The organism is Niallia sp. Marseille-Q9988 (assembly GCF_976954375.1).
Window position 1 is genome coordinate 25,274 of sequence record NZ_CDRJSZ010000022.1, and the last position, 24,084, is coordinate 49,357.

Annotated in this window: 26 protein-coding genes; 19 read left to right on the forward strand and 7 right to left on the reverse strand. The window is 36.0% G+C overall.

All coding sequences use genetic code 11. The annotated features are described in order from the left end of the window. Window positions 1-54 precede the first annotated feature (54 nt). The 3 genes from ACWNMZ_RS24475 (at window position 55) to ACWNMZ_RS24485 (ending at window position 2,086) form a co-directional block, all read left to right on the forward strand. Window positions 55-648: a restriction endonuclease gene (locus ACWNMZ_RS24475; RefSeq protein ID WP_031537501.1), complete on the forward strand. Its 594-nt coding sequence runs from the start codon at window positions 55-57 to the stop codon at window positions 646-648. Window positions 649-798: 150 nt separating this feature from the next. After that, entirely contained in the window at window positions 799-1,404 is a 606-nt protein-coding gene (locus ACWNMZ_RS24480) for a hypothetical protein (RefSeq protein WP_035416428.1), read from the forward strand. A gap of 40 nt (window positions 1,405-1,444) precedes the next feature. Then, window positions 1,445-2,086 (forward strand): hypothetical protein, encoded by a 642-nt coding sequence (locus ACWNMZ_RS24485; RefSeq protein ID WP_031537504.1) that lies wholly within the window; start codon window positions 1,445-1,447, stop codon window positions 2,084-2,086. Window positions 2,087-2,163: 77 nt separating this feature from the next. Here the strand turns inward: ACWNMZ_RS24485 and ACWNMZ_RS24490 are convergent, their stop codons facing one another. The 4 genes from ACWNMZ_RS24490 to ACWNMZ_RS24505 are packed head-to-tail and all read right to left on the reverse strand — an operon-like array spanning window position 2,164 to window position 5,643. Continuing rightward, window positions 2,164-3,510: an MFS transporter gene (locus ACWNMZ_RS24490; RefSeq protein ID WP_031537506.1), complete on the reverse strand. Its 1,347-nt coding sequence runs from the start codon at window positions 3,508-3,510 to the stop codon at window positions 2,164-2,166. A 30-nt stretch (window positions 3,511-3,540) separates the two neighbouring features. Continuing rightward, the gene (locus tag ACWNMZ_RS24495; protein WP_349205139.1) at window positions 3,541-4,929 is read right to left on the reverse strand and encodes an FGGY-family carbohydrate kinase; all 1,389 of its coding nucleotides are present in this window, start codon (window positions 4,927-4,929) and stop codon (window positions 3,541-3,543) included. Then, window positions 4,862-5,071, reverse strand: coding sequence for an FGGY family carbohydrate kinase (locus tag ACWNMZ_RS24500; RefSeq protein WP_275044152.1), 210 nt, complete (start codon window positions 5,069-5,071; stop codon window positions 4,862-4,864). The genes ACWNMZ_RS24495 and ACWNMZ_RS24500 overlap by 68 nt, the downstream gene beginning before the upstream one ends. A 29-nt stretch (window positions 5,072-5,100) precedes the next feature. After that, on the reverse strand, window positions 5,101-5,643 hold the full coding sequence (locus ACWNMZ_RS24505; protein ID WP_239687092.1) for an SDR family oxidoreductase: 543 nt from the start codon (window positions 5,641-5,643) through the stop codon (window positions 5,101-5,103). 43 nt (window positions 5,644-5,686) lie between these two features. Here ACWNMZ_RS24505 and ACWNMZ_RS24510 point away from each other — a divergent pair, with 43 nt between their 5' ends. The 4 genes from ACWNMZ_RS24510 (at window position 5,687) to ACWNMZ_RS24525 (ending at window position 10,949) form a co-directional block, all read left to right on the forward strand. Continuing rightward, window positions 5,687-6,211 (forward strand): ROK family protein, encoded by a 525-nt coding sequence (locus tag ACWNMZ_RS24510; RefSeq protein WP_082169298.1) that lies wholly within the window; start codon window positions 5,687-5,689, stop codon window positions 6,209-6,211. 549 nt (window positions 6,212-6,760) lie between these two features. Further along, window positions 6,761-9,307 (forward strand): glucosaminidase domain-containing protein, encoded by a 2,547-nt coding sequence (locus ACWNMZ_RS24515; RefSeq protein WP_449598944.1) that lies wholly within the window; start codon window positions 6,761-6,763, stop codon window positions 9,305-9,307. Window positions 9,308-9,489: 182 nt separating this feature from the next. Then, window positions 9,490-9,957, forward strand: a complete 468-nt coding sequence (gene tnpA / locus ACWNMZ_RS24520; RefSeq protein WP_100525941.1) for an IS200/IS605 family transposase — start codon at window positions 9,490-9,492, stop codon at window positions 9,955-9,957. Window positions 9,958-10,496: 539 nt separating this feature from the next. Further along, window positions 10,497-10,949 carry an AraC family transcriptional regulator gene (locus ACWNMZ_RS24525; RefSeq protein WP_048719068.1) on the forward strand — a complete coding sequence of 151 codons (453 nt, stop codon included), beginning with the start codon at window positions 10,497-10,499 and terminating at the stop codon, window positions 10,947-10,949. A gap of 129 nt (window positions 10,950-11,078) precedes the next feature. On the opposite strand, the gene ACWNMZ_RS24530 is transcribed toward ACWNMZ_RS24525, so the two are convergent. After that, window positions 11,079-12,110: an IS1595 family transposase gene (locus ACWNMZ_RS24530; RefSeq protein ID WP_048719066.1), complete on the reverse strand. Its 1,032-nt coding sequence runs from the start codon at window positions 12,108-12,110 to the stop codon at window positions 11,079-11,081. A 123-nt stretch (window positions 12,111-12,233) separates the two neighbouring features. Between ACWNMZ_RS24530 and ACWNMZ_RS24535 the strand changes: the two genes are divergently transcribed. The 10 genes from ACWNMZ_RS24535 to rfbB all read left to right on the forward strand — a co-directional run bounded on the left by ACWNMZ_RS24535 (window position 12,234) and on the right by rfbB (window position 19,527). After that, on the forward strand, window positions 12,234-12,419 hold the full coding sequence (locus ACWNMZ_RS24535; protein WP_353964062.1) for a PAS domain-containing protein: 186 nt from the start codon (window positions 12,234-12,236) through the stop codon (window positions 12,417-12,419). Beyond that, complete coding sequence (locus ACWNMZ_RS24540; protein ID WP_349205357.1) at window positions 12,389-13,009, forward strand: PAS domain-containing protein; 621 nt, start codon at window positions 12,389-12,391, stop codon at window positions 13,007-13,009. The genes ACWNMZ_RS24535 and ACWNMZ_RS24540 overlap by 31 nt, the downstream gene beginning before the upstream one ends. Then, complete coding sequence (locus ACWNMZ_RS24545) at window positions 12,978-15,146, forward strand: EAL domain-containing protein (RefSeq protein ID WP_349205368.1); 2,169 nt, start codon at window positions 12,978-12,980, stop codon at window positions 15,144-15,146. The genes ACWNMZ_RS24540 and ACWNMZ_RS24545 overlap by 32 nt, the downstream gene beginning before the upstream one ends. Before the next feature lie 118 nt (window positions 15,147-15,264). Next, complete coding sequence (locus ACWNMZ_RS24550; protein WP_109769103.1) at window positions 15,265-15,402, forward strand: hypothetical protein; 138 nt, start codon at window positions 15,265-15,267, stop codon at window positions 15,400-15,402. Beyond that, window positions 15,403-15,714 carry a PAS domain-containing protein gene (locus ACWNMZ_RS24555; protein WP_031538484.1) on the forward strand — a complete coding sequence of 104 codons (312 nt, stop codon included), beginning with the start codon at window positions 15,403-15,405 and terminating at the stop codon, window positions 15,712-15,714. It begins immediately after the preceding gene. Window positions 15,715-15,727: 13 nt separating this feature from the next. After that, complete coding sequence (locus tag ACWNMZ_RS24560; protein ID WP_449598945.1) at window positions 15,728-15,910, forward strand: diguanylate cyclase domain-containing protein; 183 nt, start codon at window positions 15,728-15,730, stop codon at window positions 15,908-15,910. A gap of 278 nt (window positions 15,911-16,188) precedes the next feature. After that, window positions 16,189-17,067 carry a glucose-1-phosphate thymidylyltransferase RfbA gene (gene rfbA, locus ACWNMZ_RS24565; RefSeq protein WP_349205360.1) on the forward strand — a complete coding sequence of 293 codons (879 nt, stop codon included), beginning with the start codon at window positions 16,189-16,191 and terminating at the stop codon, window positions 17,065-17,067. Between the two features lie 21 nt (window positions 17,068-17,088). Beyond that, window positions 17,089-17,655: a dTDP-4-dehydrorhamnose 3,5-epimerase gene (gene rfbC / locus ACWNMZ_RS24570; RefSeq protein WP_349205362.1), complete on the forward strand. Its 567-nt coding sequence runs from the start codon at window positions 17,089-17,091 to the stop codon at window positions 17,653-17,655. Then, entirely contained in the window at window positions 17,652-18,506 is an 855-nt protein-coding gene (gene rfbD / locus ACWNMZ_RS24575; protein ID WP_349205363.1) for a dTDP-4-dehydrorhamnose reductase, read from the forward strand. Before rfbC ends, rfbD begins: the two co-directional genes overlap by 4 nt. 1 nt (window position 18,507) lies before the next feature. Then, window positions 18,508-19,527, forward strand: a complete 1,020-nt coding sequence (gene rfbB, locus ACWNMZ_RS24580; protein ID WP_349205365.1) for a dTDP-glucose 4,6-dehydratase — start codon at window positions 18,508-18,510, stop codon at window positions 19,525-19,527. A gap of 132 nt (window positions 19,528-19,659) precedes the next feature. Here the strand turns inward: rfbB and ACWNMZ_RS24585 are convergent, their stop codons facing one another. Beyond that, complete coding sequence (locus tag ACWNMZ_RS24585; RefSeq protein WP_031538495.1) at window positions 19,660-21,555, reverse strand: glycosyltransferase family 2 protein; 1,896 nt, start codon at window positions 21,553-21,555, stop codon at window positions 19,660-19,662. A 283-nt stretch (window positions 21,556-21,838) separates the two neighbouring features. Between ACWNMZ_RS24585 and ACWNMZ_RS24590 the strand changes: the two genes are divergently transcribed. Then, a complete protein-coding gene (locus tag ACWNMZ_RS24590; protein WP_349205366.1) occupies window positions 21,839-22,840 on the forward strand; it encodes an LLM class flavin-dependent oxidoreductase in 1,002 nt (333 codons plus the stop codon). A 393-nt stretch (window positions 22,841-23,233) separates the two neighbouring features. Here the strand turns inward: ACWNMZ_RS24590 and ACWNMZ_RS24595 are convergent, their stop codons facing one another. Then, complete coding sequence (locus tag ACWNMZ_RS24595) at window positions 23,234-23,419, reverse strand: type Z 30S ribosomal protein S14 (RefSeq protein WP_031538499.1); 186 nt, start codon at window positions 23,417-23,419, stop codon at window positions 23,234-23,236. A 204-nt stretch (window positions 23,420-23,623) separates the two neighbouring features. Here ACWNMZ_RS24595 and ACWNMZ_RS24600 point away from each other — a divergent pair, with 204 nt between their 5' ends. Further along, entirely contained in the window at window positions 23,624-23,848 is a 225-nt protein-coding gene (locus tag ACWNMZ_RS24600) for a hypothetical protein (RefSeq protein ID WP_349205367.1), read from the forward strand. Window positions 23,849-24,084: the final 236 nt, after the last annotated feature.

The following is a 24,084-nucleotide window of genomic DNA, read 5'->3' on the forward strand; positions in this document are numbered from 1 at the left end:
TGTATAAAAAGAACCATTAATGCCTACCCTTTAATAATGCAAGGAGTGGTGAGAATGTTCTATATGGAGATTGTTGTAGCAATTCTTTTAACGATGGCTTTTATAAAGTATTTTTGGACCAAAAAGGAAGATCAATATCAGACTTCGCTTTTGGCAAGTCATATCGAATCGAGTAATGAATTAAAAAAGACATTGGCAATGGGGCTGTATTTGCGATTTCGAAAAGAAACTGAGGAAAATTCTCCAAATTATTCTGAGATTTACATAAAACAAGACCCGATTCAATTTGAAAAGTTTGCTGCTGAAATTGTGGAGCAAACAAGAGGTGGATCGACCTGGGTAACTCCCTCAACAGGTGATTTTGGAGTTGATTTCGAACATGAAACAGAAAAAGGACTGTTTCTTGGACAAGTCAAATGTCATCAAGGAGATTTACCTTTTGATCCAATTGCACTTATTCATTCGAATATAGTAAAAAGAGGAGCTGCAGGAGGGTATGTTATTACAACAGGCGGCTTTACACCTGCAGCTTACGAATATGCCAAAGGTTTAAACGTCGAACTAATCGACGGTGTCAAGCTTGTGGAAAGCTGGTTAAGTAGTTTAAGCAAAGAGGAAAAAGAAATGAAGGAGATATTGCTCGTTTAAGGAAGTAGAGGGACGGTTCTTCTGAGGTTATGTTCTCAGAAGAACCCGTCCCCTGCTTCCTTTTTTATGTATTGGAAAAGAGGAAGCAGGCATAATAATGGGTAGGATTTTGTCATAAGTTTAATGAAAAAATGGTTAAGGGGGATTTTTATGAGGAAATTTTCTTTTGTTTTTTTTGTATTAAGTATGGTAATTCTTGCTTCTTGTTCAGCGGATAAGGATAAAAAAGAAAATGCTGATAATAACAAACAGGCAGATGAACAAAATGTAGATGTTGATAAAGGTCTTTTAAACGTTGAAATCACATTGCCAGCTTCCATGTTTGAAGGGGAAGATATTGATACGGTTATTGCGGATGTAGAAAAAGAGGGAATTAAAGTTACTAAAAATGACGATGGTTCCCTTACCTATAAAATGTCTAAGGCAAAACATAAAGAGATGATGAAGGAAATGGAAGCATCTCTAGAAGAATCCATAAAGGAAATGAAGGGGAGTGATGATTATGTGTCCATTAAGGATATTACGCATAATAAATCATTTTCTGAATTTACGTTAGTGGTTGATAAAGAGAAATACGAGGATAGTATGGATAGTTTTGCCATTTTTAGCCTCGGAATAACAGGTATGATGTATCAACTGTATAGTGGTGTGGACTCAGACGATTATCAGGTTAAGATATTTACAACAGACGAAGCCACAAAGGAAGTATTGGATGAAACCGTTTATCCTGATGATTTAGAAAAGGATTCGGAATAAAATAGTTGTTTTTCATTTAGAGAAAATAAGGAGGATAAGGATGAAAATTAATTTCCCAAATATATTTAAACTGTGTCTAACTGGTTTATTTATTGTCACTGTCCTTGGAGGATGTGGACAAGATACGAAGGATGTAACAATTAAAGATGAGGATGAAAAACAGGAAGAAGTACAAACAGAAGAGACAGAAAAGAAAGAAGAAACAAAGTCGAAGCTTGGATCTCGAACAAATCCAGTTCCGTTTAAGAAGACAGTAACAGTCGAAGATGAACTATATAATGATGAAGGGGAATCCTTCCCTATTAAGTTTGATTTAACAGTATTGGAAGTTATACGCGGGGAGGACGCCTATCAAAAATTAAAATCCATGAATGAATTCAATGAGCCTGCCCCAGAAGGATATGAATGGCTTTTAGCGAAAACGAAAGTTAAGTTTACGGAATCGGCTACAGAGGATTTGTCCTTTCATATTGATGGGATAATGAACTTCGAAATGGTTAGTAAAAACGGTGATATATATAGTGGAGATATTATCGGAACGACAGAACCTGAATTTAGTTATGAAATGTATGTAGGAAATGAAAAAGAAGGCTATATTTCTGGATTAGTAAAAACAGGAGAAAAAGCGCAGCTTCGCTATGAAGAAATGCTTGGAGGAAATGTCTTCTTGAATTTACAGTAAGGAGGGTCCTCAGAGGGACGGTTCTACTGTTTCCCTAAAATTTCCTAACAAGAACCGTCCCTTTGCTTCCCTCGACTTTAAAGATTTACGACATTATTATTTAATAGGTTTCGTCTGCGGTTCAACTCTGTATCCATTACGCTTCGTTTGGCATCGAGCTTGTAGTACAGCATGGTTATGCCGATTAGTAAGCAGATTGCTAGTGGCACCCAGATGAAGCTTACTTCAATATACGATAAAGCTTTAGGAGTTTGTGTGGCATTTGGAACATAGCCACCCAGTTGAAGAAAAACTCCGACAAGTGCACTACCAAGGCCTAGACTTATTTTTACTGCGAAACCTTGAAAGGCTGCAATCATCCCAGCGATACTCTTGTTGTTTTTATACTCGGAATAATCGATAATATCTGGTTGAATGGCAAAAGTGGTTCCAAAGATCCCGTAAATTCCAAGTCCGGTAATTGCTAAACCAGCTATGAGTAAAACAGGAGACGTTTTTCCAAAATAAATCATTAAATCTCCAACAATATAGATAACGGTACTTAATAGCAAGACATTCTTTTTTGGTAATTTCCTTTGAAGCCAAGGCAGAAGAAGAAGCATTGGCAGACCAGAGAGAATACCGAAAAGCCCAACAAACGTAAGCCAATCTGTTCGTCCAAGATTGTATGTGAAATAATAGATCACAGTAGTATTTCTGATTACAAAAAGGGCGAAATAGAGAAAATTTAAGATAAAGAAGATTAATGCATGGCCGGTTAATCCTTTTAAATCCTCTTTAAAAGTAGATTTTCCTCGTTCTACAGTTGGTGGTACGACTTCTTTTGTATTCATAAACGTAAAGACAAACACAATTACAGCTGCAACCCCGTAAATAGTCATCGTAATGAGATAGCCTTTTTGTGTATCTCCCTTTCCGAAGAAATTAACAAGGGGATTTGTAATCGTCATGACTAAAGCGGTTCCAATTAATGCGCAAATCATTCTAGTTGAGACTAGCCAGTTTCGTTCATGATTATCGGAAGTTAATCTTGGCACAATTGTATTTAAAGGAATATTTACAACAGTATAAGCAATGTTTAACAGGCAATAGGTTACATAAGCCCATACAATTTTTCCACCCATACTGAAGTCGGGTACAATAAAAGTCAAAATCGTAAAGACGGCAAAAGGAATTGCTCCAATGAGGAAATAAGGTCTTCCTTGTCCCCATCTAGTATTTGTTCTATCTACTAATAATCCCATGCCTGTATCTGCAAACGCATCAATAATCTTTGTTACAAGCATTAGCGTTCCAGCAACCGTTGCCGTAATTCCAAAGACATCTGTATAGAAAAACAGTAAATAAGAAGCCATTGTACTAAATACAAGATTACATGCGAAGTCCCCAGCTCCGTATCCAATCCTTTTTCTCCATTTCTCCATCCCAATCACCATCCATTTCGTAAAAAAATTTTACATTGCTGAAATTTTTGTTAACGTTTTCATATCTGTCTTTAAATGCTTATAGATAGATTGATAAACATGGTAAAATTCATTATATTTTTGATGATTCTCTTTGTTTGGCATAATCTTCTCATCTAGAACCTGCCATTTCTTTACCTCTTCATAAGAGAGAAGGCCAGTTCCAATTCCAGCAAGCATAACATCGCCCATATTGGCTTCAACATCATGAATCGGGCAGACAACGGGATAGCCTGTAACATCTGCAAAAATTTGGCGCCACAATTTCGATTTTGTCACACCACCTGCAAGCAAGATATATTCTCCAAGATCTTCACCAGTTGCTTCCATTGCATCACGTAAAGAGAAGGCTACTGCTTCAAGAAATGCGCGATAGATATGAGCCTTTGTATGTGCTAAAGAAAGTCCGACAATCGTTCCTTTTGCATCTGAATCCCAAATGGGACTTCTTTCGCCCATAAAATAAGGTAGGACAATCAAGCCATCACTTCCGACTGGAATGTTAGCTGCTTGTTCGTTTAAAGCATCATATGCGTTCTTTCCGCCCTCTTTTTCGACTTCCAATTCATACTGACACATTGTTTGGCGGAACCATTTAACGATCGCACCAGCAGTAGCTCCACCAGCAAAATAATAGGAAAGTCTTTTTGCATCATATAAATAAGGCCAAACGATTAAGTCCTTTCCTTTGACTGGTTTATCAGAAATCAGTGCCGCACACATGGAGGTGCCAATTGCGGCTGCATAAATGCCAGATTCCAATACTCCGAGTCCAATATTGGCTGCTCCACAGTCAATGCCACTCGCAATAACTGGCATTCCTTCAGAAAGCCCTAGCTCCGCCGCTGCTGCTTTCGTTAATCCGCCAACAATATCAGTTGATTCCACAATTTTTTCCGGCATTAACGAAGTGGGGATTCCCATCGCATCCATCATTCCTTTTGACCATGTTCTGTTATTCATATCAAAGATTCCGCCGATATTCCCTGCAGAAGAATAATCAATGGCAACTTCTCCGGTTAGTTTGAAAATCACATAATCATTTGGTGGGAGAAATAATTTGGTTTTGAGCCAGTTCTCTGGTTCATTGTTTTTCATCCAGAGGATTTTTGTGTATCCATAATAGGGATCAGCACCATTATGGGTAATTTCAAGAAGCTTTTCTTTTCCGATATGTTCAAGTACCCAGTTTGATTCTGCTTCTGCTCTTCGATCCATCCAAATCATACAAGGTCTAACAGGCTCCATGTTTTCGTCCAATGGAATGCCGGAACCTCCATATAAACCGCTGATTGCGATGCCGCGTATTTTCTCAGGTGGAATTCCTGACTTTTTGCACCGTGTTTTTAATGGAGGCTTTTGTTGCTTCAAGCCAAACATCTGGCCATTGTTCCGCCCATAAAGGCTTTGGAGTTAACACATCGTATTCTTGTAAATCTTGTGCAATTAAGTTTCCATCAGTATCCATTAATATCGTCTTTGTTCCGGAAGTTCCGATATCAGTCCCGAGTAAGTAATTCATAAATAGTCCCTCCTAAATCTATAAGTCTATTAAATCGCAGTGAAAGCACCATCTATTACAAAGTCTGAACCTGTCGTAAAGCTGCTAGTGTCGCCTGCTAAATAAACACAAATGGATTGAAGTTCTTCTGGTTTCCCCATGCGATTAAGCGGTGCCATTTCATTCCATTGTTTAATTAAAGGTTGTAAGCTTGGAGAGTTTAATGTAAGCTCTGTGCCGATATATCCTGGACTAATGCAATTAACACGTACATTTCTTGATGCCCACTCGACAGCTAGTGATTTTGTTAGTTGAATCACACCAGCCTTTGAAGCATTGTAAGAGCATTGTGGTTGGGGAAAGTTTACAATATGTCCTGACATTGATGCTGTATTAATAATGGAACCGCTGCCTTGTTTTAGCATGACTTTACCTGCTGCTTGAGCTGTAAGGAATACACCTGTCAAATTAATATCAATCACTTTTTTCCATTGATCAAAAGTCATTTCTTCAGCAGGGACATTCAAGCAAATTCCAGCATTGCAAAAGGCAACATCTAATCGACCAAAAGCTTCTAATACAGTATCCATCATAGCGTTTACATCTTCAGGGTTAGTTACATCTGCTTTAATTGCAATGGACTTTATAGGAGACGCTGTCTACCTATCAATTGGGACACATCTTGGTGGTGCAATCATCATCAATAATCAAATATATATGGGAAAAGAAGGGCATAGTGGAACAGTGGAGCATATGACGATAAATCCTGATGGACCTTTATGCTATTGTGGAAAGAAAGGGTGCATGGAAACATATAGTTCTGTAAATGCTCTGTTAGAAACGGGAGAGACATTAGATGCTTTTTTCGAAAATGTGCGATCTGGGGTAGTTTGTTTTGTGAAAAGGTGGAACGCTTTTTTAGACCATTTAGCCTTTTCCATGAATAATTTGTATCTTGTCCTTAACAGAGAGTTTATTATTGGAGGACATATTTCTTCCTATTTAAAAGAAGAAGACATCCGTATTCTTCATGAAAAAACAAACGAAAAATCCGCCTTTCCAAGCAGCGACCGCTTTATTCATATCAGTCATTCACCTGCAAAAGGCGTTCCAATTGGAGCAGCCATTCCATTTGTGCAATCTTTTTTGGATACGATTTAGTGGAAATCTGGCTTAGACTCTGATTTCAAAGAGCTGAATGGTCAAGAAGAGTGATTAACTTATCGCCTGAAGTTTTACACAATAATCCGGATATGCTCAGCAATCTATATCCAGTAGAAAGCAGAATGGAATAACTTAATGAAGAAATAAGACAGGTATTTCTAAAGTATATTGATGCGCATAAGAACAATGATGATAAGGATAACTTTACCTATTTGATCATGAGCTACTTAGAAGAAAAGGAGTAAGAAATTATAATGTATTCCTCTGTTATTAATAAACTTCTTTAAGAAACACAACTTTTCCACATAAGAAGAATAGAAGAACTGTACAGTTCTTCTATTCTTTAATACCTCCTACATTTTACCTATTTTTAAAAACTATTAAAATATGCCTGTCGAATATGATAGAATAGTAGCATATAAAAAGAATGATATTAGGACAAAGGTGTCGTTTTATGTCCTAATATAGTTTATGGGGGGAAATGATATAGAATCTATGAATAAAAAAAGAGGACTATTTTATTTTTTTGCTGCTATTTTACTAGTTTTGGGATATTCCATAAATGTAACTAATGTTAATGCAGCGGAAAATCCAACAATAAGCTATTCGACACATGTTCAAAGTTATGGCTGGATGGATAGTGTGAAAGACGGTAAGTTATCTGGCACTACAGGAAAAAGTAAACGTGTAGAGGCAGTAAAGATAGACTTGGAAAATGCCCCATATTCTGGTGGGATTACGTATAAAACACATGTTCAAAGTTATGGCTGGATGGATTCAGTATCGAATGGAAAAGTTAGCGGTACAACGGGAAAAAGTAAACGTGTTGAAGCAATCCAAATCAACTTAACGGGAGAAATGGCTGAGCATTATGATGTGTATTATCGAGTTCATTCTCAGACTTATGGTTGGTTAGGTTGGGCAAAAAATGGTCAATCAGCAGGAACAGAAGGACTTTCTAAACGAGTAGAAGCAATGGAAATAGTCTTAGTCAAAAAGGGACAATCAGCTCCTGGTTCTACAGAACAGCCATTTGTGACAAATCTATCCGTTTCTTATTCGACGCATGTTCAAAGTTACGGCTGGATGAAAACGGTGAAAAATGGAGCATCGTCTGGTACTACGGGAAAAAGTAAGCGAGTAGAAGCTATAAAAATCTCATTAAATAAAACACCTTACTCTGGTGGAATTACGTATAAAACACATGTTCAAAGTTATGGTTGGATGGATTCAGTATCGAATGGAAAAGTTAGCGGTACAACGGGAAAAAGTAAACGTGTTGAAGCAATCCAAATCAACTTAACAGGAGAAATGGCTGAACATTATGATGTGTATTATCGAGTTTATTCTCAAAGCTATGGCTGGCTTGACTGGGCCAAAAATGGGCAGTCTGCAGGAACAGAAGGGCTTTCTAAGCGAGTAGAGTCTATTCAGATAAGGCTTGTAGAAAAAGGAAAGAGGGCACCTGGATCTACAGCTAAACCATTTGTAACAGATCCTTCCATTAGCTATTCCTCCTATGTACAGTCAAAGGGTTGGATGGAAACGGTAAAAGATGGAAAATTTAGTGGTACAGAGGGGCAGTCAAAACGTATAGAAGCAATAAAAGTAAATATTGAAAATTCTCCCTACAGTGGAGAAGTTGTTTATGCCTCCAAAATGCAAGGCGGTAGTTGGTTAAGTAGTGTTTCCAATGGGGGAGTTTCTGGCATAGAAGGTTATTCCAAACCGTTAGAAGCAGTGAAAATAAATCTTTCAGGCGAAATTGCTAATCATTACGATGTGTATTACCGAGTTCATGTTCAATCATATGGCTGGTTAGGATGGGCCAAGAATGGAATGAAAGCAGGAACAGAAGGGCTATTAAAGCGAGTAGAGGCGATAGAAGTAAAGCTTGTTAAAAAGGACAAGGGCGAAGCTGTTAGCGAAAAAAACTCATACAGAACAAACGTCTATACGACAAAAACTAACTATAATATCTCTCTGGATAATGCGTTATCGATGCAAATGAACACTTCACCCCAGACAGATAAATATCGAAATGAAAAAGCATATGCATCTAGCGAATATCTTCAAATGATGGATAAAGGAAAAATCACGAAAAATGATGTGCAGCTTAGAACGTCTCCAGAAATAAAAGATGACAAAGAGGATACTAATGTTGCAACAAAAGTGAAATCCGGAACATCAATTCTTATTTTAGACAACAATGTTGTTGGGGATGAAACGGCTGGCAGCGACAAATGGTATAAAATCGAATACAAAGAGCAAGAATTATTTGTTCACAGTTCGCTTGTTGAACTTGAGTCTAGAGTAGGTAGAGTAACAGCTACTACACTGAATATTAGATCAAAGGCAAGTACGACAGGACATATTTATGGATCTGTCAAAAAAGGAACGTTAGTAACGGTTTTAAAAGAGGATTCGAAAAGCAAATGGGTAGAAGTAAGCTATAATGCTTGGCGCAATGCTACTTCTTCTGATGTGAAATATTATCTCGATCCAACTAACTTCTCTAGTGATAAGGTCCAAAGATTTCAGTTTATGGATTTAACCAAATCAAGTGAAGTACCTGTAAGTATTCTAAACCAATATCTAAAAGGAAAAGGAATATTAGAAGGACAGGGACAAGCTTTCATTGATGCTGGTAAAAAATATGGAATCAATGAAGTCTATTTAATGGCTCATACACTATTAGAAACGGGTAATGGTACATCTACTCTTGCAAAAGGGATAGAGTATAAAGGGAAAAAAGTGTATAACATGTATGGTATCGGTGCGTATGATGACTGTCCAGATGAGTGTGGAGCAGAAGCAGCGTATGATAATGGCTGGACAACGCCATATAAAGCGATATTAGGTGGAGCAGCCTTTATTGAAAATGGATATATAGGCGGGAAAAATAGTTATAATATTGTCCAAAATACCATTTATAAAATGCGCTGGAATCCAGAATTAATGAACAATAAATCATTTGCTGGTCATCAATATGCAACAGATATAGGATGGGCCTCTAAACAGGTAAAAGTTATGTCGGAAGTATATAACTTAAGACCATTTATCCTGCATTTAGAAATTCCAGTATATAAATAAAGGGAAAAAGAGGGAGCGATAAAAAAATCGCCCCTCTTTTCTTATTGATGGTTTCGAAAACCCCTGGCTATGCCGGGGGTTCCGGAGAGCTTATAGCGAGGTAACAAAAAAACCTCCTTTCATGGTAGGATAAAGTTGGTTTCCCGACCACTTTATCTCACGCAAGAAGGAGGTATGCCCTTATGAAGGACATGAACAGTTTAGCACATACAACATGGAATTGTAAGTATCACATAGTCTTTGCCCCAAAATACAGAAGGCAAATTATTTATGGCAAATACAAAAAGAGTATAGGACAAATCATAAGAGAGCTATGTGAAAGAAAAGGTGTCATTATACATGAAGCAAATGCCTGTCCGGATCATATCCATATGTTGGTTAGTATTCCACCAAAATTAAGTGTATCGCAGTTCATGGGTTACCTAAAAGGAAAAAGTAGCCTGATGATATTTGATCGACATGCGAATTTGAAATATCGCTATGGGAATCGGAAATTTTGGTGTCGTGGTTTCTACGTTGATACCGTGGGGAGAAATAAGAAACAAATACAAGAATATATAAGAAATCAGCTGAAAGAAGATTATATGGCTGATCAGCTAACGTTGTTCGAAGAATTCGATCCGTTCACGGGTGAGAAAAATCGGAAGTAAATAAAGAAATTCTTTAGAATTGGTGAGTGAATGTGGTGCAGAAGGGAAACCTTTTCAGTGGGCCTTTAAGGCCGAGGCCGGTAAGAGAGGCTTTTAGCCGCAGAGCAAACCACCAGTTCACACTGGTGGTTTTGATTTGAAAAATAGGAAGGAGAGCTAATACAACCCCCTTCGTATATTTAGTAAGATGGAAGGGAATAGGTAAAAAGTAATAGTTGGACCCACTTATAAACTTCAATTAGTCAAAACCAGATCAACTATCCATAACGGTTGGATGAACTAGCCATCAGTAAAGGCATGAAAGAAAATTTTCACTTTAATGAAATGGAAAGATAAAGATTGGAGGATGGTTTTTGTATGGCGAGATTTAACTTTTTAAAAGATAAGGCTCTGTTAAACTTTAATGTTGATTTTCTATGCAAAATTATCATTTTAAAATTTATCAAAAAATTTTAAAAATTTAAATGTATATATTTTTAAAGCGTGTTACATTCGAAATGTAACAAACAATACTAATTAAGAAAGGAAGAAAGAACTTAATGAAATTTAAAGTCGAAACACTCCCAAACTATCGCATTGCTTATATGCGACGAGTTGGTCAATATGGTCCAGCTAATATTGAAGTAATGGAGAAATTAAAAAAATGGGCTAAGGAGAAAAAACTTCTTGAATCTGCAATCCTATTTGCAATTCCACAAGATAATCCAGAAACAACATTAGCTGATAATTGTAGATTTGATGCCTGTATTGTTATTTCAACTGATTATCAAGTGGATGATTCAGTTTTCGAAGGTGAACTTTCTGGTGGAAAGTACCTTATTTACGAAGTTAAACATACAGCAGAAGATATTCAAAAAGCATATTCTGATATTTTTCCATCCCTACGAAGCAATGGGTATCAAATGGATAACAAACCCATTATGGAAAAATACATTGGTGATATGATTAGCAACCCTTATTGCGAAATATGTGTACCCGTAAAACCATTATAGTTTGATTAGCTTTTTTACTTGTTTACTTTTTCATCACCAGGAAATAAAAATTGAAGAAATAGAACAAGAAATTATCAGTACCACCAACTTCTTGTTCTATTTTCAATAATTGACCTGTTAGAAAAAGAATCATAACACTTTGAATTTAGACAGTCGTAAACTGTCATATGTGTCAGTCATTTCAAATACAAATGATGTTAATAGAAATTCCTTAATATGCTGTTTAGTGCTTTCGTTACTGCGACTGTCTACAAACAAGAACCAAGCAAGGTAATTGTCGAGATATTTGGTGGCGACACCTTTAAAGCGGTCAATCCACTTCTTCATCCGAGAATGAAAGCTGTTCACATTTTGAATGTGATATAAGCCTTTAATAACGTGCTTTCCATCATCTGATTTGATTCGGTAATGCTCTAATCCTTTTTCTTTCGCATACGTTTTGTAGGCTCTCCAAGCATCGGTGACAAGCACATTGTCGGAGGATAGTTTAGAGCCAATAAGTTTTTCAACTTTGGTCTTCACAATACGACCCATACAAGAAATTTTGGAGACAGTTGCTTTTGTGCGGTCTCTTGCGACAAGAACACATACTTGTTCGTGGCTAATTCCTCTGTGTTTGGATTTTCCTCCACGCTTTCGAGGCTTCCGTTCTGTAATGCCACGTTCTCCTTTTTGAGAGTACAAGAAATAGGTCTCGTCAACTTCAACGATACCTTCAAAATGGTCAAAATCTATTTGTTTTAAGGCAGACAGCAGTTTATGTCTCCAGTAAAAAAGCGTAACCCAAGTAATCCCTACGATTTCAGCCGATTTTCGCAGGGAATAGCCTTTGAACATACAGTCCACAAATGTAATCCATTCGTCACCTTTTCTGGTGCGATAAAGAACGGTATTAGTCGTATCCGTAAAGGTTTTACAACAACTTTTACAACGATACCGCTGACGACCTTTGACTTTTCCAAATCGAACAACGTGTTCTGAGGAACAATGAGGGCATTCAAATCCTTCCTTGAAACGAGTTTCTCTCATTTCATTGATAAGCCGACCACCAACGGAAGATGCAGGGTCAACATAGCGTTTTACCCATTGATAAACTTGTTCCTTTTTAGTATGAGACAATTTGTCGAGATACTTTAATAAATTATTAAACGCCTTGTCCACCCTAACCATCTCCCGAATGTTTGTTCTTATAATGATTATATCAAGAATTCGGACAAGCATCAAATATCAACATTTATCTTTAACAGAGCCAAAGATAAAAAAATAGAATTAGAGGAGCACCCTATAAAATTAGGTAACTTAGAATATTTATTAAACAAGGAAACGTTTTATGCCATATTTGAAAAACATCCGGATATTGTATTTACATTGGATATCCATGGAAAAGTATTGCATTATAATCCATCGTTTAAACAAATACTTGGTATGAAAAAAAGGACTTGGATAAAAACGTTAGTAAAATTTATATAAAAAAGCATCAACATATTAGAAAAAGTTATATAAATAAGGCATTAAGTGGAGAAAGTCAAAATTTCAAAGCTAAAATAATCCATAGGAATGGTCAAACACTAAACTTTGAAATTACATATATTCCAATTATGGGAGAAAAAGAGCAAGTCCTTGGCATTTATGGAATTGCAAAAGATATAACCTTGTTGACAAAGAATAGACAAGAGTTATTGAAAGTTAAAGAGAATCTTGAATTAGCCCAACAAGTAGCAAAGATCGGAAGTTGGGAATATGACATTGTCAAAGATCAAGTTTATTGGTCAAAGCAGATTTATGAAATATATGGAATTGATCAGAAAATGTTTACTCCTACCTATAAGAAAATAGTGGCCTTCGTTCATCCAGAAGATCGTCTATATTTCGATTCCATCTACGAAACTGCACTTAAGAATAGAGAAAGCTGCACAATGGAATATAGAATTAGAAGAATGGATGGTAATACTATTTATGTGTTTGTTCAAGCAGAATTGATTTTGGATGAAAATTCCCGTCCGATAAAATATGTAGGAGTTATTCAAGATATTAACAAAAAGAAAAGTTGCAGAAAATAAGTTAGTAGAAGCTGAAGAGAGATTTAGAAATATTTATGATAATTTAGAGGTTGGCATTTGGTCTTTTGATGTTGTAAAAAATAAATTTCTGCTAACTTCCCCAGGTGTTAAATTTGTTACGGGATATAACACAGAAGAGATGAGGGAAATGGAATGGGAGTCTATTATTCATCCAGATGATTTATCAGACTATAGACAATTAAGGGGAAAATTATCGCATGGTGAATCCCTTACTCATACCTATCGAATTATCTCCAAACAAGGAGAAATAAAATGGGTGCAAGATCAAACGATACCTGTTTTAGATAAGGCAGGAGATGTAAAAAGATTAGATGGAATTGTTTCAGACATCACTTTTTTAAAGAAAAGTAAGGAAAAAATAACGCATTTAGCCTATCACGATTATTTAACTGATTTGTCTAATAAACGAATGTTTGATGAAAAGATGGAAGAAATAATTCAGACTTCCCAACGAAATAATCAAAATTTTTCTGTTCTATATTTGAATCTAGACAGATTTAAACAGATTAATGAGAGACTAGGTCATGTTATTGGCGATAAGCTATTACAACAATTTACAACAAGGTTGGATCGGAAGCTGAAAATGACTAATTATTTATTTGCAAGACTTGGTGGAGATGAATTCGGTATTCTGCTTTGGGATTTTGAGCAACCAGACTTTCCAGTAACGATTGCAAAGAGAATTATCGATTCCATGAAACTGTCTTTTATAATCGATGAATATGAATTGTTTGTAACGACAAGTGTTGGTATCAGTACTTTTCCAATTGATGGACAAACAAAAGAAGAACTAGTAAAAAAAGCAGACGCTGCTTTGCATAGAGCAAAGGAAATGGGCAAAAACAATTATCAAATTTATTCTACTTTGTTAAATATATCTTCCTTCAAGCAATTTCAGCTAGAAAGAGATTTATATAAAGCACTAGATCAAAAAGAATTTTTTCTTCAGTTTCAGCCTAGAGTAGAGGCGTCTTCTGGTAAAATGGTAAGTGCAGAAGCGCTTGTACGATGGGCAAATCCAGAATGGGGATATGTTTCTCCAAGAGAATTTATTCCCATTGCCGAAGAAAATGGGTTGATTCTACCTATTGGTGATTGGGTTTTTCGAGAGGTTTGTAACAGAATCTCCATTTGGAGAAGCATGAACCTACCTATTGTACCTATCTCTATTAATATTTCAGCGCAAAGATTATTGAAAAGTGATTTTATTCCAAATGTTATTCACACCTTAAGAGAAACGAATACAGATCCTTCCTTAATCGAATTTGAGATAACAGAGACTACTTTAATACAATATGAAGAAATTGTCACATTAGCTGTTCAACAATTGAAAAAAATTGGAATTCGTATTGCATTAGACGACTTTGGAACGGGTTATTCTTCGTTAACTTATTTAAAACAATATCCAATTGATACGATCAAGTTAGATCGGTCTTTTGTAAGGAACATAACTGATTCCAAAAAGGATGCGATGATTGTCAAATCGATGATCTTTTTAGCAAAAGGATTGGATATGAAAATTGTCGCAGAAGGCGTAGAAACAAAGGAGCAATTATCTTTATTAAAGCAACAAGAATGTGATGAAATACAAGGATTTTTATTTAGTAAATCAGTTGGAGAAGAAGAATTTCAATCCTTTTTGCAAAACAAGATTTTAAAACCAATAGATCCACAATGGGAGAGGGAAGATATGACAAATAGAAGGAATTTCTATCGGATTAATTTACTGCGTCCCTTACAGGCAACGATGTCTTTAGTATCTATTAAAGGGAAAAAAGTTAAGTTAGGGAAAACCGAAATTCTTATTGAAGATATAGGAATTGGTGGATTAAGAATTCTCTCGCATATTGATTTACCTGTTAGACCAGATATTGACTTACAATTTGAAACATTTATATTAAATGAGAATGTAGAAATGTCTGGACATATTGTCTGGAAACATGAAGTAAATGATATTTACCAATATGGTATCCAATTTGTAATGAAGAATAAAGAAAGAGATTATTTTGCCAAACTATTAAATAAATTTTCAGTGCAATATCGTAAAAATCCGTTATTAACCAATTGTAGTTTTATAAATGAGGAAAAAATAAGCTATCTTAAAAAGCTTCAATAATTAGGAAATTTTTCTTATATTATTATAGAGAAACTATGTGCAATCAATAAGAATTCAAGGAAATCTTTATGATTAATCAAATGGAGAAATTCTAAAGGGAAATCCAGCCTTTGAGGAGATGCTTGGGTGGAAAGTAGAAGAAATGATTATGCTATCTACATCCCCTATTTATCCAGAATTTCATCTAAAACAAGTAAATTACTTTCTAGAGGATTTAAGGAGTGGGCAAAGAATTCCGAGTTTTCAAACACAGTGAATGCGTAAAGATGGTGCTCTTATTGACGTAGTTGCTACGTATAGACCTGTTAATAAAGGAACTATTTTAGCTGTTGGCACTTACAAGGATGTAACGGAATATACACAAGTTTTGAAAAAACAAGAGGAAAGCGAGGAAAAGTTTGAACGTGTGGTAGAAGCTGCCCCTGAAGCCATCGTCATACTTACTGACGAAAAAATAAGCTTTATTAATCAAACTGGTTTAGAACTTCTAAAGGCGAAAAATAAGAATCAATTTACGATTGTCTTGCCGGAATTAAGTAAACTCGAGGATGTTTTCGATAGCTGGTAGAATTCTCAGAATAGTGAATAAAAAAATGTTGATAAGTGGAAATGAATTGGAGATTTCGACTAGTATAGGAATTTCCTTTTATGCGCCCCATTCCCCTTGTAATATAGAGGACTTATTTAAACAGGCGGATAAAGAATTATATAAAGTGAAAGAAAAAGGTGGGAATAGTTTTTCTTATAAACAAGAGTCTACTTAATAGAGCTTTTTTCATTATATTAAAAAATACCACAAAACAAAATGTGGTATTTTTTATTTTCTGCACTATTTCTTGGGTATGAAAGAAAGTAAGTTTGGGGTTTCTACTTGTAATAAATTTTGACTTTTTCTAGCTTTATTGCTAATTTTTATATGTAGTATTTCAACTTTTATCCATATTTACAAGTTAAACATTATATTTTGATTACATTTATATAAGTTGTCATATATTTAGGGTAAAATAAATTGCATGCTTAAAAGAAAAGGAGAATTTCTTAAATGAAAGGAATTATACTAGCTGGCGGAAGTGGAACAAGGCTATATCCACTTACTTTAGTGACAAGTAAACAGTTATTACCTATTAATGATAAGCCAATGATTTATTATCCACTTTCTACTTTAATGTTAGCGGGAATCAAAGACATTTTAATTATTTCTACCCCAGAGGATACACCTCGATTTGAAGCACTACTTGGCGATGGTTCTCCATTTGGGATTACCTTACAATATAAAGTGCAACCAAAACCAGAGGGATTAGCGCAGGCTTTTATTATTGGCGAAGAGTTCATCGGGGATGATTCTGTTGCGATGATCTTAGGGGACAATATTTATTATGGTAGTGGAATGAGAAAACTTCTGCAACGTGCTGCTCAAAAGGAGAGAGGGGCAACGGTATTTGGCTACCATGTACAGGATCCAGAGCGTTTTGGAGTAGTGGAATTTAATGCAGATGGAAAAGTCTTGAGCGTGGAAGAAAAACCGGAAGCTCCTAAGTCTAATTACGCGATAACAGGCTTATATTTTTATGATAATCGTGTTGTGGAGATTGCGAAAAATGTGGAGCCTTCTCATCGTGGGGAGTTAGAGATTACTTCCATTAATGAAGCGTACTTGAAATTAGAAGAATTAGAAGTAGAGCTATTAGGCAGAGGCTTTACATGGTTGGATACTGGAACGCATCAAAGTTTATTAGAGGCATCCAATTTTGTTCGGACCATTGAAGATCACCAAGGGATTAAAATTGCTGCACCAGAAGAAATTGGCTATATTAATGGCTGGATTACGAATGATTCCCTGATCGAACAAGGAAATCTCTACTCCAAAACAGGGTATGGGCAATATTTATTAAAAGTGGCAAAAGGCGATATTAAATATTAACTAGATTTGAGGTGCTTTACCATGCAAATAACAGAAACATTTATCGAAGGGCTAAAAGTAGTCGAACCAAAAGTATTCGGAGACCATCGTGGTTGGTTTATGGAAACATACAATGAAGAGAGCTTCCATAAAGCAGGCATCGATATTTCATTTGTACAGGATAATCAATCCTTTTCGGCAACGAAGGGAACACTTCGAGGCTTGCATTATCAATTAAACCCGAAGGCACAAACAAAATTAGTCCGTTGTACAAAAGGGGCTATTTATGATGTGGCAGTAGATATTCGCAAAAATAGTCCAACTTTCGGCAAATGGTTTGGAATCGAACTTACTGCCGAAAATAAAAAGCAGCTATTAATCCCACAAGGGTTCGCTCATGGATTTATGACGATTACGGACGATGTGGAAGTGCAGTATAAAGTGGACAATCTATATGCTCCTGATTGTGATCGAGGCATCCTTTGGAATGATCCTGCTATTGGCATTGAATGGCCATTAGACATAACACCTGTTCTTTCTGAGAAAGATGAAAAAGCTCCATTGCTGGAAGAGGCTGAACATAATTTTATTATTGGTGAGACTAAATGAAGATTTTAGTGACAGGGTATTCTGGGCAATTAGGCTATGATGTTGTTTTAGAAGGAAAAAAGCGCGGATTTGAAATAATTGGTGTTGGTCACAAGGAACTGGATATTACGCAAGAAGAACAAGTGAAAAGCTATGTACATAACGTGGAGCCAGATGCGATTATTCATTGTGCTGCTTATACGGCGGTGGATAACGCAGAGGACGATAAAGAAACTTGTTTGGATGTCAATGTGAATGGAACAAAGTACTTGGCAGCTGCGGCTAAGAGTGTGGATGCTACATTCATTTATATTAGTACAGACTATGTGTTTGAAGGCACAGGCACAGAGCCCTTTACGGAAGAAGATGCAGCGAATCCTGTTGGTTACTATGGATTAACAAAGTATGAAGGGGAAAAAGCTGTTCAGTCCCTATTGGACAAGTACTTTATTGTTCGTATTTCTTGGGTATTTGGCATAAATGGCAATAACTTTATTAAAACTATGCTTCGTCTGGCTGAAACAAGAGACGAATTAAATGTAGTAGGGGATCAATATGGCTCGCCTACGTACACCTTTGATTTAGCGAAGCTTTTGTTAGATATGGTAAAAACAGAGAAGTACGGAGTTTATCATGCATCGAACGAAGGCTTTACCACATGGGCAGACTTTGCGAAAGAAATTTTTCAAGTAGCAGGAAAAAAGGTGAAAGTAAATAGTATTACAACGGAAGAATATCCGACTAAAGCCGTTCGACCAAAGAACTCTCGTATGTCAAAGGACAAGCTGGAGAAGAATGGCTTTACCCGCCTTCCTGCATGGCAGGATGCATTAACGCGATATATCGCTGAATTACAAGAAGAGGTGAACTAAGGTGGCAAGAAAGAAAGTATTAGTAACAGGTGGCGCAGGCTTTATCGGCGGAAACTTTGTGCAATATATGGTCAATAAATATCCAGATTACGATATTTATAACTTAGATTTATTAACCTATGCAGGTGATTTAACGAAGCATAAGGAAATCGAAAAGAAGGATAACTATCATTTCGTAAAGGCTGATATTGCCGATCGAGACGCAATAACAGCTCTTTTTGAAAAAGAACAGTTTGATTATGTGACTCATTTTGCTGCAGAAAGCCATGTGGATCGTTCGATTACAGATCCGGAAATCTTTGTCGTGACAAATGTGCTCGGTACGCAAGTATTATTAGATGCATCAAAGGCAATCGGTGTAACGAAATTTGTTCATGTATCGACAGACGAAGTGTATGGAGAATTAGATTTTGATCCAACAACTTTCTTCACAGAAGATACGCCATTACAGCCAAATAGTCCATATAGTGCAAGTAAAGCATCTTCTGATATGCTTGTTCGTGCATACCATGAAACATTTGGCTTGCCAATTAATATTACACGTTGTTCGAATAACTATGGACCATACCATTTCCCAGAGAAGTTAATTCCATTAACGATTTCTCGCGTATTAAATGATCAAAAGATTCCTGTTTATGGAGACGGTAAAAACATTCGTGATTGGTTGCATGTATTGGATCACTGTGCGGCAATTGATTTAGTGCTTCATGAAGGAGCAAATGGCGAAGTGTACAATGTTGGTGGTCATAACGAACGTACAAACCTAGAAGTAGTAAAAACAATCATTAGTACATTAGGCAAGTCAGAAGAGTTAATCGAATTCGTAACCGATCGCTTAGGTCATGACAAACGCTATGCGATTGATCCAACTAAACTTGAAGCGTTAGGTTGGAAACCAACCTATACATTCGAATCTGGGATTGCCCAAACGATTCAATGGTATCTAGACAACAAAGAATGGTGGGAGCAAATCATTAGCGGCGAATATCAGAATTATTTTGAGAAGCAGTATACTTTGTAAGAAGATAATTATTAATATAGGAAGAGTTAGCTTTTAAATGCTAAAAGGGCCTGTCTTTATAGTGTATTTCACTATTAGACAGGCCCTTATTGCTTTGGAGGATTGTTTCTGAAATATTTATATACTCGTTTGTTAAGATATAGAAAGAATTAAAGAATCTAGTTTAGATTTTCTGCCTTCAAAAACGGTGGTAATGGAGTATTCCCCGACTGGAATATCAAATGTTGCTACTACTTTCGCTTGTTTTCCATCGCCAATAAGAAAAGCTTTTACTTTCCTTTCTTGGTTATTATCTCCGTCTCCCATTTCCTTTAAGATAATCGATCCTTTTATTTTCGTTTCACCAAAGACTTGTACATTTGGTAACTCAATTGTAATAGTCCTTTGATCTTTTTCTTTTTCAATCTGCAAATCCTCATTTTGGGGATTTGCAACACTAACAATACTATGAACCTTACTTCCGATATCAAGGCTAAGTAATTGGGATTTATTTGTATAGGACACGGCGGTTCTTCCATTAACAAGGGCTGCTTCAATATACCCTTCTGACCCTACAATTCCTCGATGGAAAGTCATACCAAGAGCGGAAAATCTTGCAGCGATATCCCATGGACTTTTTCTTAAAGGAGAACCCATTGCTGCATTTTCCATATTAATGCTAAATTGCATATTTCCTTTAAAAGTGATTTTAGATTCTGGTAAATGCCTTATTTCAACACGAGAAGAAGATACGGGAGTCTCCCAAGTAACTCTTGTATTTCGATCCTTTATACTTGCTTTAAAGGAATTATCCTTTATTTCTTCGGTTAGGTCTAAATAGTGATCAGGAATGATTTGTTTTAAATCAGAAGGAATAGCTCTGAAAATTCTCTCTTCCGTATACTCCAACAAATAAGGACGCTTTTCGTCAACGGACATTTCTGTTTCAACATCTAATGTCAATAATCCATCTTGCCATTGAACATTTTTAGCATAAGGTCTAGCGGTTATTCCTTTATCATTTTTAGCTAATTCTTTTAAAGCTTCTAAATTATTATTTCGCAATAAATAAGAACGTAATTGATTTATTTTATTTAGTTCATCATCAATATATAAAGGAATCAGGTCTTCTGCCACTTTTTTTGCATAGTCAAATTCAATCTGGATTCTATCTTCGGATTTATCAAGCAGCCATGCACCTAGTATTCCAAGAACTCTCGATTGATACCAATGTTTTAACATAAAATCGAGATCTTCTTTGTTGGAAATGGTTTCTGTAAAAAATGTAATTAATTTACGAATTTGCTCCCATTTTTCATGAGGGTCTCTTCCAAAACTGCTAGAGTTATTTGCTCCAGTATCAATCCAATAGTAAGAAGGATAATCTGCTAAAATGGCAACTTTAGCACCACATGAAAAAACTTTTGTATTAAAGTAAACATCTTCCCATAAGACTCTAGCACCTTCATTAAACGTTATATCATTTTCCAATAAAAATTCTCTACGGTAAAATTTATGTGGTGTCATTGGTAATAGAGACTGAATGCCAAGTTTTTCAGCTGAAGGATTATTTTCTTTAAATTGATCCCAGCCCCAAGACCATCCTTTTGTTCGAACTTCTTTAGCATTTACAACATCAGCATTATTTGCAATCCCATATTCATAAACTTTCTCGAATGTCTCAGGGAAAACTGTATCATCATGATCTAAATAAAGAATATAATGACCACTTGCTAACTTAGTTCCTACATTTCGCGGTCTGCTTCCCCAGCCGGAATTCGGAATTTGCTGAACAATTATATTAGATCTCTCTGTTGCTAATTCTTTCAGAACTTCATATATATTGGTTGTAGATCCGTCATCAATAAAGATGATTTCATATTCGTCCATACTCATTGTTTGAGCATCGATAGATTTAATTAAACGATCTAAAGCTTCTGGATCTGTGTTGTATGTAGGTATCATTACACTTATTTTAACTAGCTTTTCCTTCTTTGAAGAACCCAGCGAAAGGAATAATTCCTTAATACTTCTTAATTTTCGGTTCATCTTCTATTTCCTCCGATTTTGAAAATGTTTATTATCTACATTTTTTTTCCTAAGTAAATAATATAACATAAATCCACCATAATACACTATTAACAACCCTTTATGTTAGGTATCATTTCCTTTTGTTATATGCCTATAGATGGTGGGGGAACATTTCTCTAACTTTTAGGGGGATTGAGGAGAATGGCTTACTTGATAAAGTGAAATTCAAGCAGATTAGTTTGTTTCCAGGATAGCAATTGATATGATAAAGAATGAATTCAACATGAAAGGACGTTGCAAAATGGCAAATTTAAATATACCTTTATCTGTACTAAACCTTGCTCCTATTCGCGAGGGACAAAATTCTAAAGAAGCCATTGAATCAATAGTGGATTTAGCTCAAGCAACTGAAAAAATGGGTTATAAAAGATATTGGATTGCAGAACATCATAATACAGCTACACTTGTTAGTTCGGCGACAGCAATATTAATAAAGCATACGCTTGAACATACAAATAGTATTAGTGTAGGATCTGGTGGAGTGATGCTACCTAATCATTCTCCACTAGTTGTAGCAGAGCAATTTGGAACGATGGCGACAATCTATCCAAATCGCGTGGATTTAGGGCTTGGGAGAGCTCCTGGAACGGATATGCTAACCGCAAGCGCCTTGAGAAGATCGCAAAAGGATTCTGTCTATACGTTTCCAGAGGATGTTAATGCTCTTCTGACATATTTTGGGCCAGAAGAAGATCAAGGGTATGTAAAAGCCCATCCAGGTGTTGGAACCAATGTACCGATTTACATTCTTGGTTCTTCCACTGATTCCGCCTATTTAGCGGCAAGCCTAGGATTGCCTTATGTTTTTGCATCTCATTTTGCGCCAAGATATATGGCAGATGCAATTAAGATTTATCGTGATCGTTTCAAGCCTTCGAAGTATTTAGATAAACCTTATATGATGGTTTGTTTAAATTTAATTGCTGCTGAAACGGATGAAGAGGCTGCTGTTTTACAGACATCCACTCATCAGTTTTTCCTTAATGTAATACGTGGTACACAAATGCCTCTTCAGCCACCAGTGGAAAGCCTAGATGGACTTTGGAACCCACAGGAAGAAGAAATGGCCAAATCAATGTCAAGTGTTACTCTATTGGGAAGTAAAGATTCGGTTCGTAAGCAGCTTACAGCTTTTCAAGAACGCTTTAATGTGGACGAGATCATGGCTGTTTCATATATTTATGACCCTGACAAGCAGAAACGCTCTTATGAAATATTAAGAGAAGTGGTAGAGGGGAAGTAAGTTTAAGAACCAAGGTTTGATAAGTAAATTGTGTTTATAAAAAGGGTACTGAATCTCCGATGGAGCCAGTACCCTTTTAAATTATTTATCCTTTTTATCCTCTTTTTTCTTCTCTTGTTGCTTCTCTTTTTGCTCTTCCGTAATTTTAAAATCACGATCCACCGTTTTGTTTTTCAAATCTTCATTTTTAACCATACCTATAAACGCCTCCCTTTTTCTTTTATATAGACGTTTTGAAGTAGATTAAACCAAAATGTAATAGGAAGAAATGGAATTATTTTGTATTTGGGAGGAGGGAATCAGAGGGACGGTTTTACTGATTCCGCTTTTATAGAAGCAAAAAGATAGGGAAAAGGTAGAACTATCCCTGTGAAGACTATTCTAAATCCCTTATTACCAACTTGCTTTTTTTAGTCCAGGAATTTGGCCTTTGTAGGCTAATTCTCTTAAGCAAATTCTGCATAATTTAAATTTGCGGTAAACAGAATGAGGTCTGCCGCATTTTTCGCATCTTGTATATTCTTGTACTTTATATTTAGCCGTTCTTTTTTGTTTATTTACTAATGCTTGTTTAGCCATTATCCAGCCTCCTTTTATAATTATTATAACTTAATAGTTATTTTAATTAAATAGGGGATTAATGGTAGATAGTGCGCTGATGCTCCTAAATCCTTTTTTACTTTGTATTTAGTAAGTGGAACTAGAAATACTAGAGGTACCGTCCTTTTTGAGTACTTTAAATGAAACTCGGGTATTACTACTAATAGAGGGAGGTGATAGATAATGGCAGATAAAAAAGAACCAGGTTTGAATAATGCACAAATAAGTATGGATAATCCCGAGCAATATCCAACGGAAAATGAAAGTTTATTTGATAAATTTGAAAGTGAATTAAATGTAGATCCAATCCCTATGGAAGATCTGAAAGAAGAGCTACGAGAAGAAAAAGCTAAGCATGATACAAAAAATACGTCTTCAAGTGAAAAAAAGTATAAGACAGGGATGTAAGGAAAGCTATGGGACGGTTCTCCTGTTTCCGTTTTTTTTGCAAAACTAGAAAAGGGAAGCGGAAGAACCGTCCCATTGAGTACAGAAAAAAAAGAGGCCAAAAAGTAACGAGGCCACTGAAAAAGTCCTCCAAATGTTCATAATCTAAAAGGTATAGTCCTTCATTATTTGAAGGAACTATCCTTTTTTTATTGTATAATTATAGTATCAATTTCAGTGTGGGTGGATACTATGAT